The following is a 19,288-nucleotide window of genomic DNA, read 5'->3' on the forward strand; positions in this document are numbered from 1 at the left end:
GACAAGGCATTGCCTTGTCTCTTTTTATAGCATATTTTTTTGTGCAAAATCAGATTAATAGGTGTAATTTTTGGCATTGTTTTGGTGGTAACATCAATTCTAAAAAATTATAAACTAATCTGTAATCAATAAAGTTGAATCATGAAAAAAGCAATCTTTTATTGTCTTGGTGTTGTACTATTGGCATCCTGCCAGATGACACAAACCATTGTTACTCCACCTGCCAATGTAAATGTTCCGAAAAATGCACTTTTTATTTCTCAATCGGGAACCGAAAATTCTTTAATGCAAACCGTTATCGATTTGGAAAATAACGAAATGGTAGTGCTTACCTACAGTTATGCAAATATCGAAAATGTAACACGCACCGGAGTGTATTTAAATCCTGATGATTATCGAAACATGAAAATTGTAGGAACAGATGCACCATACTCCAAGGAGGAAGAGGAAAAGCAACCTGCTCACCTAAATGATTCTAAAGAGAAATAAAAATGAATGAAATATAAAAAGGGATAAGTCAATTGCGGCTTATCCCTTTGTTATTTGGAGTAGAGACAAGACATTGCCTTTACTATATTATTTAATGCTATATAAAATTTAAAATCATTCCCCCAACTGATCTTTGGTTCTGCTTAAAAGGAAAGAATCGGCCAGTTGAATGGCTGTAATAATAAATAGTACAAAGGCAATTGGATATTTAAATTGAATTACGAAATCAAGAAGAATGTTTGCCTCTTTCAGTTCAAAATAGAACAAGAATGCAACAGTAAAAGCCATAATTACAAATAGGCCTAGCGACATCATCAGGTGGCGCAACAAGGCTTCTCTAATTGATTTTCTCTTCTCCACTTTTTCCACCACATTATCGGCAAAATCAATTGGAATATTTAGCTCGAAATCATCTTCTAAAATTTCTTTCAGCAATTGATCCACATTTTGGAATTCGTCCTCAGTATGTTTTCCTCTGTAGCTATGCATATCCATTAGTATTTAATTTGTACCAACTCACTTTTCTCTATTAATTCTTTCAGCATTTTCCTTGCCCTGAAAATGTAATTCTTAACCGTTCCAACAGGCAAACCTGTTATTTCAACGATCTCTTTGTATCCCATCTCCTCAAGGTGGTACAAACTTAAAACAGTTTTGTACTGTGTGGGCAATTCATCAATCATTTTTCGAAGGTGGAATTTTAATTCATTCGATTCTGCAATTTTTTGAGGGTGTTCCTCAGTTATCATGTCCGAATGTAAAAATTCACGTTCATTGTCATCAATATCAGTATCGGGCTTTCTTTTTTTCAAATGATTAATGGTAACCCGATAAGCAATGGTTGCAATCCATGTTGAAAGTTTTGAATCTCCTCGAAATTCAGGCAGCTTCTGATGCACCTTAATAAATACTTCCTGACAGACATCCTCCAAATCTTCCTGCTGATTTAGCAAACGTGCTGCCACGTGAAATACAAGGCGCTCGTATTGCTTTACCAAAAACCGAAAGGCCTGTGGATTGCCGTTATTTATCTGATTTATCAGCTCTGTTTCCTTCATCTTCTGTTGCAGTAGACAAGCAAGGTAAGAAATAGGTTGCAGAAAATTTAAATATTTTTTGCTTTACCTCATCCTATCCTTCTCCTGAAGGAGAAGAGAACAAATTTTCAATTAAGGCAATAGATTAATGTTTGCAGAATTCCTCTTCTCCTCAAGGAGAAGGGGCCAGGGGATGAGGTGAAAAAAATAAAAAAAATCCATCAAGCTGCAACCTTTTTTAAACCACCATGGTCTACTAGGCAAAATAGATTGAAAAACTTAAAATTTAAAATTATGCATATTGGAGAATTATTAATGGCAGCGGTGATATTTTATAGTATTATAAAATTTGTACAAATCATGTCATCGCATTTTCTGAAAAGAAAAATTATTAAAACCGGTCATTTAGACCGTGCAGAGATTTTAGATCAAAACACAGAAGTGGAAGTAAAAAAGCAAGTGCAATACGATCAGTATCCTGCATTGAAGTGGGGATTGGTAGCATTTTTTGGTGGACTAGGTTTTGTTGTTCTTGAAATTCTGGGAGCTTATTATCCTGAGTTTAAAAGCTACAGAAGTGCAATGCCTTTCGGAATTTTCTTTGTATTTACTTCTATTGGTTTCTTGTTGTACTATGTGATCATGAGTAACAAGGCAAAAGAATAGAAAATAAATATCCCAATAAAGCGAGGCTGTTCAATTCATTTTGGGCAGCCTTGTTTTGTTTGTAACATTTAGTAAAATAAAAACCGCTGTAGCCCAGTATTTACCGATCCGAGTTAATAAAATAGCATCCGAGTAGCAAAATATACCTTCTGAGTTAACAATTACCCCATCTGAGTAGCTTAAAAACCCATCTGAGTAGTCCCAATACCCTTCTGAGTTATCAATTAACCCGTATGAGTAGTTGAAATACCCATCGGAGTTACCAATATTGGCATCTGAGTAAGCCAAATACCCTTCTGAGTTGAACAAGAAGGGATAAATACTAACTCGGATAGGAAAGTTAATAACTCAGATGGCAAAAATACTTACTTGCATGGGTAGAATATCAACTCGCAAGGCAATTTGACTAATTTGTTTAATGAATTTGCTTACTCAAACAGATGGTGCATAGGCAAAGAGCTGAAAATGCTGCAATTTTATAGAAGGAAGCAAGGCAAAAAGAGAACAGTTGAATACTGTTGCCAAAATATCTTAGCATAAGATATTTATTTTTAGGATTATTGTTTAAATTCACATGCCTAAGACATCTAAAATTATCAGTTTATACAAGCAGATTGGACATGTAAGCTGATAAGAGTAGGGAATAAAAGAAAAATAAGCATAGCTTTTTTAAGCTTATAAATAAGTTAGGCTTAATTGGGTAACTATGCACAAAGAATATGACTCTAATTAATTTATATAAATGAACACATTACTAAAAATCTCTTTGATTTTACTCCTTGTATTAAGTCTATTAGGGATTGCAGATTATTACATCCCAGACTGCTCATTATTTCAAGATTACATTAGAGGTACTTTTACAGAAACTATTGGAATTCTGGTGACTATAGTTTTAATTGAAATTATTTTGAGTAATAGTAGGAAGAAAGAACATGAAATTCTCATTAACAAAAGTGCTATCAGAGCTATCGAAATGATTAATATTTCATTGGAAAATTATAATAGAGCAGCCTTTGATATTGCAACACCTTCGGACAAAAAACACCTTATGACGAATAAAACACTAGACGATAATTTCTTATTTGCAGATTTATGTGAGTTATTTGAAAGCAGTAATTCATTGATATTTGAAGGTATATTTGTAAGTAAGATTGAAGTATATTTTGACAAACTCGACCACTTAGCTCAAACTATTAAAACAGCTTTATATCAAGTTGATTTATCTTATCACAATGAACTATCTAAATTACTAATTGATTTCATTAAGTATATTGAAGAATATTATCCTAAAAATGGAATATTAAAAGACAAAACACAATCTTTGGGTGATGGCAAAATGAAAGATGAAATAAAAAAGATTATTTCTGAACACACTGGAAATGTGGAATACGAAGGAACTGTAAAGGACAAATATGTAAGACTATATGAAATTATTAGATATATAAATAATTTTAAAAAGGGATATAAAAAACTTGAACTTGATATTAGAATGAAAAACTAAGCCTAGCACGCTAGTATAAAGCATTTGGCGTTCGTGAACAAGGAAGATAGGTTGGGTAATCAAACACCGCCAAATCTTTGATTTGGCTCCAAGAGTTTTGGTGGTATGGTTTCGTTAAATCGCCAATCGCTTCATCTAGCCAACCGTTGAATTTTCTTAAAGAATTGCATCAAAAAAAGCGCCTCCCACAACAGGAGGCGCTTCGCATACTAAGCCAATCTTTAACTAAAAACAATATTTATTCTCCTCGATTAATTTCTTGGCAATCATTCGGCGTTCTTCTTTGCTGTTTAGTCCGCTATGCTTGGTAAAGCGTTTCAAGCCTAAAAGCATCATGCGCAATTCGTCGCCCGATGAAATGCTATTGGTAGCATCTTTGGCATTTTTGTGAATGCGATCGGCAGCATCGTAAAAGAAGACCTTACATATGGCAATTTGTTCCTTACAGGCTTCTTCTCCTTTAGTTTCTACCAACTTTTTAACGCGTAGCAATAACGATTCAGCCTGATAACAATCCGTAATGATATCTGAGATGTTCATTAGGATTTCCTGCTCCTTACTTAGCTTTTGCATGAACTTCTGAGCAGCAGCACCAGCTATCAGTAAAGCACACTTTTTAAATCCCTCTACCAATTTGCTTTCAGCAGCCAATAGGCTGGTATCTTCTTCTCCAAAATCAGGAATCGACATTAACTCTTTGGCAACTGCTTGTGAAGCGGCCAACAATGGCAGTTCGTTCTTGAAGGCCTTGCGCAAAAGGTAATCTACCACCAACATGCGGTTGATTTCGTTGGTTCCCTCAAAAATACGATTGATACGAGCATCGCGATAAGCACGTTCCATTGGAGCTTCGGCAGAGTATCCCATACCACCATAAATCTGTACGCCCTCGTCCACCACATAATCCAAAACTTCGGATGCAGCAACTTTCAGAATGGCAGCTTCTGCAGCAAATTCCTTCTGTGCCTGTACAGATGCTTGCTCCTTACTCATTCCTTCTTCAATTAAATGATGCTTGGTGTTCTGAATATCGTTACTACAGCGGTAAATTGCTGACTCTATAGCATAGGTTCGAGTAGCCTGCTCGGCGATTTTGTACTGAATCGCTCCAAAATTAGCAATCTCGGTACCAAACTGAATACGTTCATTGGCATAGTTAATGGAATTGGAGATAACCTTTTTTCCAGCTCCTAAAACGGCAGCAGCCAATTTAATCCTTCCATTGTTTAGGATATTCAAGGCAATCTTAAAGCCTTCACCTCTTTCTCCCAAAAGGTTTTCAACAGGAATTTCACAATCTTCAAAGAACATCATGCAGGTTGAAGACCCTTTGATACCCATTTTCTTTTCTTCCTGTCCTAAACTAATTCCTGGAAAGCTTTTTTCTATAATGAAAGCACTTAAGTTCTTATCATCATCAATCTTGGCAAAAACGGTGTAAATGTCAGCAAACCCACCATTGGTAATCCACATTTTTTGTCCGTTCAAAATGTATTTCGAACCATCATCAGAAAGTTTTACCTTACTCTTTCCCGAATTGGCATCCGATCCAGATCCTGGCTCCGTCAAACAATAAGCTCCTTTGTATTCGCCACTGGCAAGCATAGGCAAATACTTTTCTTTTTGCTCTTGCGTTCCATAGTAGAGGATAGGAAGCGTTCCAATTCCCACATGAGCCGCATAGGCTACCGCAAACGAGCTGTAAGTGCCCATTACCTCGGTGCTCAGCATGGATGTATTCATATCCTGGCCAAATCCGCCATACTCTTCGGGAATTGCAATGCCAAGTAGACCCAATTCACCTGCTTTGTCTAGTAAATCGGTCATTAAACCTTCTTCCTGTTCATCAATTCTGTCCTGCATTGGAAATATTTCTTTCTCCTGGAAATCTCTGCAGGTATCCATGATCATTTTTTGTTCTTCCGATATCTCTTCCGGAATAAAAATATCTTGTGGCATCGTTTCTTTCACCAGAAACTGTCCGCCTTTTACTGTTTTAATCTTTTCCATGTTTGTTAATGTTTAATGATTAGAGATCAATGATAATTGTCTAGTGTTTAATGATTATTGTCTAATGATTGGCATTTAGAATCACTTATAATTAAACCTTAATTATTAACCATTATTCATTAGTTCAAAAATACCAGCAGCACCTTGCCCCGATCCTACGCACATGGTAACCATGCCATATTTTTGATTTCTTTTCTTCATTTCGTGCAAGAGTTGAACCGAAAGTTTTGTTCCTGTACATCCCAATGGGTGTCCCAAAGCAATGGCTCCACCATTTACATTGGTGATATCAGGATTCATGTCCAGTTCTCTCATTACTGATAAGGCCTGAACTGCGAAAGCTTCGTTCAATTCGATTTGCTCTATTTGGTTCATGTTTATTCCTGATCGTTTTAAAACTTTAGGAATGGCTTCAACAGGTCCAATTCCCATGTGTTTTGGCTCAACACCAGCTACAGCATAAGAAACAAAGCGAGCAATTGGCTGCACGTTTAATTGTTTCAACATCTTTTCCGATACCACCAAAACAAATGCTGCTCCATCGGATGTTTGTGAAGAATTTCCAGCCGTAACAGTACCACGTTGATCGAACACTGGTCTTAATTTCGATAATCCTTCTATGCTGGTATCAGCTCTTGGCCCTTCATCAGTGGCAACAATGTGTTCTTTGGTTTCAGCTTTCTCTTGGCTGTTCACAAAAGTCTCCGATACTGTAATAGGAACAATTTCATCTACAAAACGGTTCGCAGCTAATGCCTCTAGAGCCTTCCTGTGTGAGTGAAATGCAAATTCATCCTGATCTTCTCTTGATATTTTGTACTTTTTCTGCAAGGCTTCTGCTGTAATTCCCATGTTCCAGTAGTAATCGGGATTCGATTTGGCTATTCCCAGGTTGGGAACCAATCGCCAGCCACCCATTGGCATGAGCGACATCATCTCCACACCACCTGCAAGAATACAATCTGCCAAGCCAGCTTCAATTTTCGATGCGGCAATGGCTATGGTTTCCAGGCCAGATGAGCAGTAACGATTCACGGTCATTCCCGGAACCTGTATATTATCCAAACCCATTAAGGAGATCATTCTTCCGATATTCAATCCTTGTTCAGCTTCGGGCGTTGCATTTCCTACAATCACATCGTCAACTAGTAAAGGATCAAGACTTGGGGTTTTCTCCATAATGTGTTTTACCACCCTTGCGGCCATATCATCAGGCCTGATGAGGCGAAGCTTTCCCTTTTTTGCTTTGCCTATGGCGGTTCTATATGCGGCTACTATATATGCGTTCATATTTGTCAATTATCAGTTATCAGTAAACAGTTATCAATCACCAATTATTAGTTTCGAAGGATTTTTCCTTTTTGTAGTAGGCTTTGCATGCGTTCCATTGTTTTCTTTTGCTGGCAAAGTCGTACGAAAGCAATTCTTTCCAGATCGAGTAAATATTTTTCCGATACTTGGGCAGGTTCGCTCAATTCGCCACCACTTAGTACTTTCCCAAGCTCTACGGACAAGTGCTTGTCGTATTCCGAGATGAAATTTCCTACTTCCATTCCATCTGCACCCGAATAAACCAAAGCCAATCCTTCACTTCCCAGTACAGTAATGTCTTTGGTTGGAAGAGGAGGAGTGTAGCCTTTTTCAAGCATCAATAAGGCAGCCTTTTTAGCATAGCTTAATTGGTGTTTTTTGCTAATGATTACTTCATCCACATCCTTTCGGAGATATCCCAGGTCGAATGCTTCGTAAGCCGACATTGATACCTTTGCTTGACCGATACTTAAGAATTTATCTCGGAAACGGTTGGTTCGGATATCATCCTGAGCAATCTCTTTGGACAATCGGTAAGCAAATTCTTTGGTTCCTCCACCAGCCGGAATTACGCCAACACCCAATTCAACCAATCCCATGTAGGTCTCGGCATGAGCAATTACTTTGTCGGTATGCATACACAGTTCACATCCTCCTCCCAGAGTCATGCCATGTGGTGCGGCAATTACCGGAACCGAAGCATACTTTAACTTCAGCATGGTATTTTGGAAAGTGCGAACAACCATGTCTAATTCTTCAAACTCCTGCTCAATGGCCAGCATAAATACCAATCCAATATTGGCTCCAGCCGAGAAGTTTTCCCCTTCGTTCGAGATGACCAAAGCTTGATAATCGCTTTCGGCCAACTCAATGGCTTTATTAATACCTTGTATGATTTCACTGCCAATGGTATTCATCTTGGTGTGGAACTCAAGGTTGATAATACCATCTCCAAGGTCGATGATACTTGCACCTTCGTTACTCCAAATGGTTTTAGAAGAGCGAATATTATTTAGAAGAACCAGATTTTCGGTTCCAGGAATGGTTTGGTGAGCATTCGAATTTACATCATAGTACTGTTTTAAGCCGTCTTTCAATTGGTAGAAACTTAGGTCTTCCTGAACCATATTGTACACCCAATTGGCGGCCTTATATCCCATAGCTTCCATCATGCCCAAAGTCTTTTTTACACCTAAGCTTTCCCAAATCTCGAATGGACCCATTTCCCAGGCAAAACCCGAACAGATGGCTTCATCAATTTTGTAGAGATCATCAGTAATCTCAGGCATTCGGTTCGAAACGTAGGCAAATAAACCGAAGAATAGCTTCTGATAGAATTGATTTACCTTGCTGTTTCCTTTTAGGAGAACTTTAAAACGATCATTAAGATGAGGTACAGCCTTGGCTGCTTCAAATTCACCAAACTTTACCCTTTGTTTTTCCTGATACTCGAAACTATCCAGATTCAAGCTTAAAATCTCACTTTTGCCTTCCGTCTTTATCTTTTTATAAAATCCCTGTCCGGTTTTTGATCCCAACCATTGGTTGCCCATCATGTGTTGAATAAACTCCGGAATCTGGAAAACATCTTTGGCTTCATCATCTTGCAGTGCTTTCTGAAGGTTTTGTGCAACAAATACCAAAGTATCCAAACCAACAACATCGCAAGTACGGAAGGTAGCAGATTTGGGTCTTCCAATGATTGGTCCTGTAAGTTTATCGATTTCTTCAACCGAAAATCCAAATTCATCAATCAGGTGAAAAACCGACATCATCGAATAAACACCAACTCGGTTGGCAATAAATGCAGGAGTATCCTTACAACTTACTACCGATTTGCCTAAAAACCTTTCTCCAAAATCAGTCAAAAAATCCAATACTTCCTGATTTGTTTTAGGGGAAGGAATAATTTCTAACAATTTCAAATACCTCGGAGGATTGAAGAAATGAGTGCCGCAAAAATGAGCTACAAAATCTTCCGACCTTCCTTGAATCAACATCTGAATAGGAATGCCTGATGTATTGGTCGTAATCAGGGAATCAGGTTTCCGATGCTCTTCAATTTTGGTATAGAGTTCTTGTTTGATTTTTAGATTTTCGATAATGACTTCTATTATCCAGTCGCATTCAGCGATTTTATGAAGGTCATCTTCGAAATTACCCGTTGTAATTCTGCTAGCATAAGCTTTTAAATACAATGGAGCAGGTTTTAGTTTTGTTGCTTTCAGAAAAAGATCGTTTACAATTCTGTTTCTTACTATGGGATGATCTGAAGACAGACCAGCCTTTTGTTCTTTTTCGTTAAGTTCCTTTGCAGGCATATCCAATAATAAAACCTCGATGCCTATATTGGCAAAATGACATGCAATTTGAGCGCCCATGACTCCTGCACCCAAAACTGCAACTTTTCTAATTTTTCGAGTCATATTTTTATTTGTTATAGTGTGTGTGAATACTTATTTAAAGTTCTTCTTCGTAGGCGTATATATCTCGAATCAGATTGTCGTATTTGTCTTTTAAAACTTTTCTTTTGAGTTTTAAGGTTGGCGATAATTCTCCGGATTCAGGAGTCCATACATTTGAAACCAGTCGACTGGTTTTAATCTTCTTTGGTCGATCGAGATTTACATTGGTTTTCTCAACCTCTTTCCAGATTCGTATTTGAATACGCTCATTTTTAATAATCTCTCCCGGACTAATAAAATCCAATTTCTTTCTTTTGCAGTATTCTTTTAGGAATTCAAAATCCGGAGAAATTAATACAGAAGGAAAGCGTCTGAATTCACCTATAACAATTGCCTGGTCGATAAAAGGAGATTCCTTCAGTTTATTTTCAATTACCTGCGGAGCGATATAAATACCACCTGAAGTTTTAAAAATTTCCTTCTTTCGATCGGTGATTTTGAGGAATCGATCTTCCACCATACAGCCAATATCACCAGTATGAAACCAACCATCTTTATCGATAACTTCATTGGTTAGTTCTGGATTTTTGTAATATCCCAGCATGATATTTGGTCCTCTAGCCAGAATTTCTCCATCATCTGCAATTTTAACCTCTACACCATCTAAAACAGGACCTACGGTTCCAAACTTTACATCTGGGTAGGAGTTTTGATTTGCCGCAATAATAGGAGAGGTTTCCGTTAATCCATATCCTTCCTGAACAGGAATGCCAGCAGCCCAAAATAAACGCTCTAACCTAACCTGAAGCGCAGCTCCGCCCGAACACATGAACATGATGTTACCACCAAGAGCTTCCTGCCATTTGCTAAAAATTAACTTTCTGGCAATTTTCAATTTGAATTCATACCACCAGCCATTTGCTCTGTTCAGTTCATATTTTTGACCAAGATTAACAGCCCATAAGAACAAAGATTTCTTTATGGCAGGCAAACTTTTTCCCTTCGCCATGATCTTGTCATATACTTTTTCCAGTAATCGGGGAACGGTGGCAAACCCATGAGGTTTAATTTCTCGCAAATTATCGCCAATGGTTTCCATACTTTCAGCATAATAGATACTAATTCCTTTGTATTGATACTGATAGTTAACCATTCGCTCATAAACATGGTTGATTGGTAAAAAACTCAAACACTTGTGGCTTGAATTTAAAATTAAACGTGCAGCCGAAGCCAGCACATTACTTGTGAAGTTTTTGTGCGATAACATTACACCTTTAGGGTTGCCTGTTGTTCCCGATGTATATATGATTGTAACCACATCTTGAGGTTCAATATCGTTTTTGATGGATTCTAGTGTAACCTGGTGCTTGTTGCCAAGCTCTTTTCCAATGTCCAATAGTCTAATCCAATGTGCAACAGCTTTTATTTTATCAAAAGTGTATACTTCTTTAATAGATGGATGATCATTGAGGAGTGGTTCAATTTTGTAGTACAATTCATCACTGGAAACGAAAATTAAGCTTGGTTCACAATGGCGAATAATAAAATCGTAGCTTTTAGCACTAATTGTAGGATACAAAGGCACATGAATTACTCCAATTTGTGCCAAAGCCATATCAACAAAATTCCATTCAGGCCTGTTGTTTGATATGGTAATCACTCGATCACCTTTTTTTAGTCCGCTTTCCAATAAGGCATAACTGATTAAATCAGCATATTCCAAATATTGTTCTGTGGAATAGGTAATCCATTTGCCATCTTCTTTCTTTGCGAAAGCATCTGTTTTATCAGGATAATTTTCCCGATAAACATCTAATAAGTCGAAAATGCGCGTAACCATAATTTAAAGTTTAAGTATGTAAGGCATTACAGCATTTCAAAATGAGTTCGAAGCATTTTGATGCGCAGGAACTTAATCTCTAATAATTAGAGGTGAGAGATTTAGTGTTGATTTAAGTTTTGTGTAAGAAGTTGTATTGGGAATTGGTTTCGGAGATTTTCCGAAATCTTTTTACACTTACATAAAATTTACAAAAAGGAATCTGAAAATAAAAGAATAATTGGTAAGAATTCTTTTTTATTTGGTAAGCGAAAAAAAAAGGAAGCTTTTGGGCTTCCTTTTAAATTTTATAAGTGATAGTTGGATATTTGTTGAAATCCGCGAAGAAAATCTTCGACTTTCATTCTTTTCTTGCCGGCTTGTTGTAGAATTGTAATGGATAGGAAACCACCTTCTACAGCCACTTTTAAATAAGTTTTGCCATCGGTGTGCAAACTACCTATTTCTTTGTCGTGATTTTCAATTGTTTTTTCGGTTGTGAAAACTTTTAGGCCGATCTTTTTTCCTTCTTTATTCGGAATCAATTCTGTCCATGATGCTGGGTACGGACTTAATCCTCGAATTAAATTGTGAATGGAATTGATATTCTTAGTCCAATCAATCTTACAGTCTTCTTTAAAGATTTTTGGTGCAGATTTTAATTCGTCTGCAGCAATACTTTCCTGTGGGATTTGTGGATAGTCATTGGCTTCGATTGCTTTAACTGTTTTAACAACCAAATCAGCACCAATATTCATTAGCTTATCATGGATGATTTCAGCATTGTCGTTTTCACCAATCTCAGTTTTTTCCTGAAAAATGATGTTACCTGTATCAATTTCGTGCTTTAAAAGAAATGTAGATACACCAGTTTCTTTATCACCATTAATGATTGCCCAGTTAATTGGCGCAGCACCACGATATTGAGGAAGCAAGGAAGCATGAAGATTTAGAGTACCAAATTTTGGCATGTTCCAAACTACCTCAGGTAACATTTTAAATGCAACCACAACCTGCAAATCAGCTTCTAGTGATTTAAGTTCTGCTAGAAATTCTTCATTTCTGAATTTTTCAGGCTGTAAAATTTTCAATCCTTTTTCTGCAGCAAACTTTTTAACTGCTGCTTCTTGTATTTTTTGACCTCTACCTGCAGGTTTATCCGGGTTGGTTACAACACCAACTACATTAACCCCTGCATTTAAAAGAGCTTCAAGAGGAGCCACCGCAAAATCGGGTGTACCCATGTATACTACACGTAAATTCATATTATTCCTTTAAGTTCCGGTTTCCTTTATTGTGTTTTGGAAAATAAGGGCAATGTTTGCATCCATTGCCACAGCAATATCCTCTTTCGGTAAGGTATTTTTTTGTCATGATTCTATAACCATCAGGATGCATATAGTAATCGATATCTGGTTTTAAATCGTCAAACATATTAGTTTTGTTTAATTTTTAAAAACTCTTTTATGCTTTCGTTTTTAATGGTAACCGAAAGATGATAGTGAGATATTTTATATTCGTTGTTTTCAATAACCAATACGCCAGAAGCTCTACAAACTCCCATCCAGGTATTTAAAAGTTCATCGAACCAAATGGTTTTCTTGTCTTCCGAAGTATAAATTTTTCTATCAAAAGCTTTAAAATCCCAGGTTGTTCCCTTTTCAAAATATGGCTTGCAAAAATTGAGGAACTCTTGTCTTGTCCATCTTTCCGATGGATCGGTTCCAATGTAGGTTGCATTTTCGGTCATTAAGCCAAAATACTTTTCTAAATCAGCATCAGCGGCAGCCTTATGCCAATCATTAAGAAGTTGGTTGACTTCTTTTTCGGAATATGCTACTTGTTTTGTGCAAGCAGAGAATGATCCGAAAAATGCAATTAGAATAATGAATATAGATTTATGCATTTTTCTTTTTGAAAAATTTAGCTGGGTTAATCTTTTTAAAGAAATCAATATAATTCTCGATGTTGAAAACAGCAGAATCAGTAGTTGCTTTGTAGGTTAATACAATTCCCAACGGAAGAATTATCAGTGATGAAATCCACATTCCAATTGCTGGAGGAAGAACCAATTCTTTGGCAAATCGTTCACCAGTCATAGAAATAATGTAATAGAAAATAAAGAATAACACCGATACAATTACTGGCATTCCCAAGCCTCCTTTACGGATGATTGCACCAAGAGGAGCTCCAATAAAGAAGAAAATTAAACATGCAAAAGGGAGTGTGAATTTTCTATGCCACTCATTGGAGAATTTTTTAATCCATTTTTCTTGTACTAAAAGATCTCCTTCCTTTCGCGATACAGTTTCTCTGGCTTTTCTGGCAAAACTAAGAGCTGAACTTACCGAGGTTAATTGTTTTGTGATTGTAGCAGATTTAAATAACGAATCTACATTTAGAGTTTTTGCTGAAAGATCTTGCGATTTCAAAGAATCTTTTCGCATAGATTTTGATTCTTTCTTAAAGTAATGTCTTGCTAGTAATCCGGTAACAAGTCTCTTTTTTTCATTTTGTAATTTTCCTTGTAACGAATCTTCAGAATGTACCAATTGTTTTAGATTTAGCATTCTGTAGTTCTTGCTATATCTATCCTCGCTACCTCTTTTTAATTCAGTGCTTCTAAGGGGAACATTTGTTTTATATTCCTGAAATTTAATCCTTCGTGAAGGATGTTTTTTATCTCTTCTAGATTTGGTTTTTACCTCCTGATACATATTACCACTGTACAAAGTAAGAGCCATATTCTTCTTATCAGGAGAAGTAACCATTGTGCCAGAATCAGCAACTGTTACATTAGTATTTCCTCTTCCTTCTCGATGATCGTAAATCAAAATTTTATGCATCATACCGGTTTCCTTATCAATGTCGTCCACCTTAATGCTAAAATTGGGAAGATCATTAGTGAAAATACCTTCTTTAAGGATTAGTTCTGGCTTTTGATTTTTAATATCAATTAATAATGATGTAGTTTTTAAGGATGCAACCGGCATTACATAGTTGGCAAAGAAAAAAGCACTAATACTTATAATCACCACAAGAGTGGTAAGTGGTTGCATGATTCTCTGCAAGGAAATTCCCGCAGCTTTCATAGCTGTTAATTCATAATTCTCTCCCATATTCCCAAAGGTCATAATGGAAGCCAAAAGAATAGCCAAAGGCAGTGCCATTGGAACTAAAGTAGCAGAAACGTAAAATAAAAATTCAGCAATTACCGTCCACTCTAATCCTTTTCCGACAAGTTCATCGATATATCGCCAAAGGAATTGCATGAGTAAGACAAACATGCAGATAAAGAAAGTAAAGGCCAATGGCCCAAGAAAACTTTTAAGAATAAATGAATGTAAACGTTTCATTCTAAAATATTTTAATTGAAGCGAGATCTAAATTTTATTATATGGATATCGCATTGCTACCTAAAAAATAAGACCAATAACTTGCAGAAACTGGTCTTACATAGCTTACAAAAATAAGCTAATTATTTAGGATTTGGTGTTATGATTTGTTAAAAAATCATATTCCCAATACATGTTTTAATTCGGCAATTTGAGTATCCCAAAGTTCAATGCTTTCTTCTATTTCATCTTCATCAGCAAAATCGGTAATGATTAGAGATAGGTCATTGGTAAGGGCATCAATTTCTATCTTAAATTCGAAATAGCTGTCTTCATCTTCACTATCAAGCCAGTGGAAGCGAATTAAACGATTATCTTTCTTGGTTATTAATTCTGCTTGCTGTTCCGATCCATCCCAAATGAAAGTATAAACTTTACCTTTTTGATTTACATCATCAGCAAACCATTCTGATAATCCACTTGGATTACTAAGTCGATCGAAAATCACTTTTTGCGAAGCTTGTAGTACATATTCCAGTTCAAATTGTTTCATCTGTTGGGGCATAAATGTTTTGATAATAAAATAAGGGGATTAAGTTTGTCTTGATAAATTTTTCCCCCAGTATTAAAATACTACACTAAAAAGGTGAAATGTAAGTCAATACTTAAATTTCGCGCAAGATACTTAAGAATTTTCTAATAATAAAAACTGATTCTTAAATCTTTAGCTTTTCTCATATTGTTAATTCTCAAATATACTTATTTTACCTGCACCATATAAGTTAAGAAAATTTTACAAATCGATAAATTAAATCATTTACAATTTAAGAATTGAAAAAAAATGTAAAATGATTTTTTTTTAAAGAAAAAGGATTCTATATTTGCACCGCATTAGAAAAAACGGCGAGGTAGCTCAGTTGGTTAGAGCGCATGATTCATAATCATGAGGTCGGCGGTTCAAACCCGCCTCTCGCTACTACAAGGGAAACAATGAAAATTGTTTCCCTTTTTTCTTGCCTTAAAATTTCTTTACCTACAATTGTATCGAAAGATCAATAGTCTATGCTTTTTTGAAAATTCAATAGAAAGGATGCAAATCTGACTCAATGTTTGCAATAAAAACGGCAAAAGAGAAGACACTTTTTCGTAAATATATCCTCCAAGCATAAGTGAAATGTAATGTTGTAAAAAAAATCAATATTTTTTTCAACTTGTAACATTTCTGTAAAACAGATAGTTTAAGGAGTCGCGTTATTTCTTTGTAAAGATTTTTAGAAAAAAGATTTTTTTTAGAAATAAAATGCCTTTATATTTGCACCGCAATCAAGCAAAACGGCGAGGTAGCTCAGTTGGTTAGAGCGCATGATTCATAATCATGAGGTCGGCGGTTCAAACCCGCCTCTCGCTACAAAAAGGATGACTTTAGGTCATCCTTTTTTGTTTTATATATCTCCATTTTTTATAAGAGTTGATTTTAATAGAGATCAATTCTTTTATCTTTGTTATCCGTTAAAATAAAATATCAATGTTAAAAGTAACCAGAGCTATGTGGTGCTTTTAGAACTAAATAATGTAATCGTATGAACAATTGGTTTGAGTGTAAAGTGAAGTATGTTAAGGTGGATGAAGTATCAGGAAAAGAGAAAAAAGTATCGGAGCCATATTTGGTGGATGCAATGTCTTTTACCGAAGCCGAGGCCAGAATTCACAAAGAACTGGAGCAAATGATTAGTGGGGAGTTTAATGTAACCAATATCAGCAAATCAAACATCACAGAATTGTATCCTAATGACAATGGTGACCGCTGGTTTAAAGCTAAAGTTGCATTTATTGATGTGGATGAGGCATCTGGTAAGGAAAAGAAAAGCAATAATTACATGCTTGCACAGGCAAATAATGTGAAACAAGCATATGAATTCCTTGAAGAATGCTTAAGTGACATGATAGTACCTTATGAGATTCCAGCAGTTTCAGAAAGTCCAATTATGGATATCTTCCCATTTTTTAGTGATGAGGTGAATGAAGAAATTCCTGAAAATCTAAAACCAGTTTCGGAAATTGAACCGAATGATAACGAATTTGAATAGATCAGAAATTTCTGATCTATTTTTTTTCGAAAACGATTGTTTTCTGTTGAAAAACATACGTCAAGCTTGTTGTTACTGTAAAGTAATGTGTGGTTAATTGTCAGAAAACCAGTAGATATGAATATGTGTGAATTGATATTTTGATTTTTTGTGTTTTTCGTGGTGAAATTTCTTTTCTCTACTACATTTGTCAGCATAAATAAACAACAAAAAACAGACTTGAATAAGTTTTGACTTTTAAGATGAGGGGATCTTTATGAAGTCAGATTTATTGATTTAAACGTATAATCACACCATGAAAACAAGAACTGAACACGACTTAATTGGCTACAAAGAGGTGCCAGCTGATGCATATTATGGCATTCAAACTTTAAGAGCAGTTGAAAACTTTGACATTTGCGGTGTTAAATTAAGTGCATATCCAAACTTTATTAAAGGTTTGGCAATGGTAAAATGGGCAGCAGCTAAAGCGAACAACGATCTTAACCTACTAACTGACGATGTAACTGAAGCGATTACCAAGGCATGTGAAGAGCTTATTGATGGAAAACACCATGATCATTTTCCTGTTGATATGATTCAGGGAGGTGCTGGAACATCTACCAATATGAATGCCAACGAGGTGATTGCCAACAGAGCATTGGAAATTCTTGGATATCAAAAAGGTGAATACGAACACTGTCATCCAAACAACCACATTAACCTATCTCAGTCAACAAATGATGCATATCCAACTGCAATTAAAATTGCATTAATGTATATGAATGAGAATTTGGTGGCAGGCTTAAAATCATTGATTACTGCATTTAGAGCTAAAGGGGAAGAGTTCAAGGATGTTTTAAAAATGGGTAGAACTCAGCTGCAAGATGCTGTGCCTATGACATTGGGACAAGAATTTGAAGCTTGGGCTGTAAACCTTGAAGAGGAAATTCAAAGATTGAACGAAAATGCAAAATTGTTCCTTGAAGTAAACATGGGAGCAACTGCTATTGGTACAGGAATTAACTCGGAGCCTGGTTACTCAGATAAATGTGTTGCACACCTAAACGAAATTACAAATCTTCCAATTGTATTGGCTGGTAACTTAATCGAAGCTACTCCTGATACTGGTTCGTATGTAATGTACTCATCAGCAGTGAAGCGTTTGGCTGTTAAGCTTTCAAAAATCTGTAACGACTTAAGATTGTTATCTTCAGGACCACGTTGTGGATTGAATGAAATCAACTTGCCAAAAATGCAACCAGGATCATCTATCATGCCAGGTAAAGTAAACCCGGTAATTCCTGAGGTTGTAAACCAAATTGCTTACAAGGTAATTGGTAACGATTTAACTGTAACTTTTGCTGCAGAAGCAGGTCAGTTGGAATTGAATGTAATGGAACCAGTTTTGGTTCGTGCTATTTTTGAATCAATGGAAATGTTGGAGAATGGAATGGCAACATTAAAAGAAAGATGTATTGAAGGAATTACAGCAAATGTTGAGCACTGTAAAGAAATGGTTCTAAACAGTATCGGTATTGTAACAGCTGTTAATCCTACATTAGGATATGAAGCTTCTTCGAGAATTGCCAAAAGAGCGTTGGCAGAAAACCGAAGTGTTTACGATTTAATTCTTGAAGAAGGATTATTGACAAAAGAGAAGCTAGACGAAATTCTTTCTCCGGAAAGAATGATTAAGCCTCAAAAATTTGTTGAAGCTTAAAGGATTGATTTTAACCGAAATTTGGTTAATTACTTTGTTTCTTAAACAACAATCCAATTTAACTTGGAAAATACTCTATCATTGAGTTCTTGGCGCATTAAAGAGGTTGATTCGATTTTCGATTCAACCTCTTTTATTTAAATGAAAGTTTGGAACAGTCAAACAGTCAAACAGTCGAACAGTCGAACAGTCGAACAGTCAAACAGTCAAACAGTCGAATAGTCGAATAGTCAAACGGTCGAACTTGAGCAGAGAAAAAATAACAATGCAAATTAGAATTGTTACATTTATCTGATTACAAAAAAGAAATGTCATGTCGGAAATAAGTTTTACATCCATAGGAACAATCTACACACCCCACAAAACCAGGGAAAATATGCCCATTCAGCCTCTGAGTGCAAGAGGTGTTAAGGCAAGAGTGGAATTAAATCCTGAATTGCTTGATGGATTAAGAGATTTAGAGTCTTTTTCGCATGTAATATTGATTTATCACCTACATAAATCGGAAGGCTACGAATTGGATGTAAAACCATTCATGGACGATAAAACCCATGGTTTATTTGCTACCAGAGCACCCCGAAGACCCAATGCCATTGGAATGTCAACAGTCAAGCTGATCTCAATAGAAGGAAATGTTTTGCATGTTGAGGATGTGGATATCCTGGATGGAACCCCTTTGCTTGATATCAAACCTTTCTTCTCGAAATTTGATAATCGTCCGGATGCAGTATCAGGCTGGTTAGATGAGAAGTGGAAAGAGAAGAATCGTGAAATAAAATCGGACAAGCGATTTATTAACCTGAGTTCGATTTAAAATATTGTCACAGATTACACTGGTTTTGACTAGAAATTTTCTCAAATTTCCGAAGGAATATCGGGATATTTCGAGGTGATTTGAGGAAATTTATGCCAAAAGCAGGTAAATT

General features: G+C 36.1%; 17 protein-coding genes and 2 tRNA genes. 8 read left to right on the plus strand and 11 right to left on the minus strand.

Features of this window, described 5'->3' with window-relative positions:
• Positions 1-141 precede the first annotated feature (141 nt).
• The gene (locus BXY64_RS04555) at positions 142-489 is read left to right on the plus strand and encodes a hypothetical protein (protein ID WP_120238745.1); all 348 of its coding nucleotides are present in this window, start codon (positions 142-144) and stop codon (positions 487-489) included.
• 114 nt (positions 490-603) lie between these two features.
• On the opposite strand, the gene BXY64_RS04560 is transcribed toward BXY64_RS04555, so the two are convergent.
• The gene (locus BXY64_RS04560) at positions 604-978 is read right to left on the minus strand and encodes a hypothetical protein (RefSeq protein WP_147375893.1); all 375 of its coding nucleotides are present in this window, start codon (positions 976-978) and stop codon (positions 604-606) included.
• A gap of 5 nt (positions 979-983) precedes the next feature.
• Positions 984-1,547: an RNA polymerase sigma factor gene (locus BXY64_RS04565; RefSeq protein ID WP_120238747.1), complete on the minus strand. Its 564-nt coding sequence runs from the start codon at positions 1,545-1,547 to the stop codon at positions 984-986.
• A 273-nt stretch (positions 1,548-1,820) separates the two neighbouring features.
• On the opposite strand from BXY64_RS04565, the gene BXY64_RS04570 reads away from it, so the two are divergent.
• Together BXY64_RS04570 and BXY64_RS04580 are read left to right on the plus strand one after the other, a co-directional pair.
• Positions 1,821-2,192 carry a hypothetical protein gene (locus BXY64_RS04570; RefSeq protein WP_120238748.1) on the plus strand — a complete coding sequence of 124 codons (372 nt, stop codon included), beginning with the start codon at positions 1,821-1,823 and terminating at the stop codon, positions 2,190-2,192.
• A 742-nt stretch (positions 2,193-2,934) separates the two neighbouring features.
• Entirely contained in the window at positions 2,935-3,693 is a 759-nt protein-coding gene (locus BXY64_RS04580; RefSeq protein ID WP_120238750.1) for a hypothetical protein, read from the plus strand.
• A 225-nt stretch (positions 3,694-3,918) separates the two neighbouring features.
• Here BXY64_RS04580 and BXY64_RS04585 read toward each other — a convergent pair whose 3' ends face one another.
• The 9 genes from BXY64_RS04585 to BXY64_RS04620 all read right to left on the minus strand — a co-directional run bounded on the left by BXY64_RS04585 (position 3,919) and on the right by BXY64_RS04620 (position 15,126).
• On the minus strand, positions 3,919-5,703 hold the full coding sequence (locus tag BXY64_RS04585; RefSeq protein WP_120238751.1) for an acyl-CoA dehydrogenase family protein: 1,785 nt from the start codon (positions 5,701-5,703) through the stop codon (positions 3,919-3,921).
• Positions 5,704-5,808: 105 nt separating this feature from the next.
• Positions 5,809-6,993 (minus strand): acetyl-CoA C-acyltransferase, encoded by a 1,185-nt coding sequence (locus tag BXY64_RS04590; RefSeq protein ID WP_120238752.1) that lies wholly within the window; start codon positions 6,991-6,993, stop codon positions 5,809-5,811.
• Between the two features lie 47 nt (positions 6,994-7,040).
• A complete protein-coding gene (locus tag BXY64_RS04595) occupies positions 7,041-9,440 on the minus strand; it encodes a 3-hydroxyacyl-CoA dehydrogenase/enoyl-CoA hydratase family protein (protein ID WP_120238753.1) in 2,400 nt (799 codons plus the stop codon).
• A 34-nt stretch (positions 9,441-9,474) separates the two neighbouring features.
• On the minus strand, positions 9,475-11,259 hold the full coding sequence (locus BXY64_RS04600; RefSeq protein WP_120238754.1) for an AMP-dependent synthetase/ligase: 1,785 nt from the start codon (positions 11,257-11,259) through the stop codon (positions 9,475-9,477).
• Positions 11,260-11,546: 287 nt separating this feature from the next.
• The gene (fmt, locus tag BXY64_RS04605; protein WP_245996592.1) at positions 11,547-12,503 is read right to left on the minus strand and encodes a methionyl-tRNA formyltransferase; all 957 of its coding nucleotides are present in this window, start codon (positions 12,501-12,503) and stop codon (positions 11,547-11,549) included.
• Between the two features lies 1 nt (position 12,504).
• A complete protein-coding gene (locus BXY64_RS21305) occupies positions 12,505-12,672 on the minus strand; it encodes a DUF5522 domain-containing protein (protein ID WP_165836038.1) in 168 nt (55 codons plus the stop codon).
• Position 12,673: 1 nt separating this feature from the next.
• Positions 12,674-13,144, minus strand: a complete 471-nt coding sequence (locus BXY64_RS04610) for a nuclear transport factor 2 family protein (RefSeq protein ID WP_120238755.1) — start codon at positions 13,142-13,144, stop codon at positions 12,674-12,676.
• Complete coding sequence (locus tag BXY64_RS04615; RefSeq protein ID WP_120238756.1) at positions 13,137-14,594, minus strand: LptF/LptG family permease; 1,458 nt, start codon at positions 14,592-14,594, stop codon at positions 13,137-13,139. Before BXY64_RS04615 ends, BXY64_RS04610 begins: the two co-directional genes overlap by 8 nt.
• Before the next feature lie 157 nt (positions 14,595-14,751).
• Positions 14,752-15,126 carry an START-like domain-containing protein gene (locus BXY64_RS04620; RefSeq protein WP_245996593.1) on the minus strand — a complete coding sequence of 125 codons (375 nt, stop codon included), beginning with the start codon at positions 15,124-15,126 and terminating at the stop codon, positions 14,752-14,754.
• A gap of 349 nt (positions 15,127-15,475) precedes the next feature.
• On the opposite strand from BXY64_RS04620, the gene BXY64_RS04625 reads away from it, so the two are divergent.
• From BXY64_RS04625 to tsaA, 5 genes are all read left to right on the plus strand, one after another.
• Positions 15,476-15,549 (plus strand) — tRNA-Met (locus BXY64_RS04625).
• A 358-nt stretch (positions 15,550-15,907) separates the two neighbouring features.
• Positions 15,908-15,981 (plus strand) — tRNA-Met (locus BXY64_RS04630).
• Positions 15,982-16,153: 172 nt separating this feature from the next.
• Positions 16,154-16,660 carry a DUF4494 domain-containing protein gene (locus tag BXY64_RS04635; RefSeq protein ID WP_120238758.1) on the plus strand — a complete coding sequence of 169 codons (507 nt, stop codon included), beginning with the start codon at positions 16,154-16,156 and terminating at the stop codon, positions 16,658-16,660.
• Positions 16,661-16,955: 295 nt separating this feature from the next.
• Positions 16,956-18,362 carry an aspartate ammonia-lyase gene (gene aspA / locus BXY64_RS04640; protein ID WP_120238759.1) on the plus strand — a complete coding sequence of 469 codons (1,407 nt, stop codon included), beginning with the start codon at positions 16,956-16,958 and terminating at the stop codon, positions 18,360-18,362.
• A 313-nt stretch (positions 18,363-18,675) separates the two neighbouring features.
• Entirely contained in the window at positions 18,676-19,176 is a 501-nt protein-coding gene (tsaA, locus tag BXY64_RS04645; protein ID WP_120238760.1) for a tRNA (N6-threonylcarbamoyladenosine(37)-N6)-methyltransferase TrmO, read from the plus strand.
• Positions 19,177-19,288 lie beyond the last annotated feature (112 nt).

This window comes from Marinifilum flexuosum, from assembly GCF_003610555.1.
GTDB lineage: Bacteria > Bacteroidota > Bacteroidia > Bacteroidales > Marinifilaceae > Marinifilum > Marinifilum flexuosum.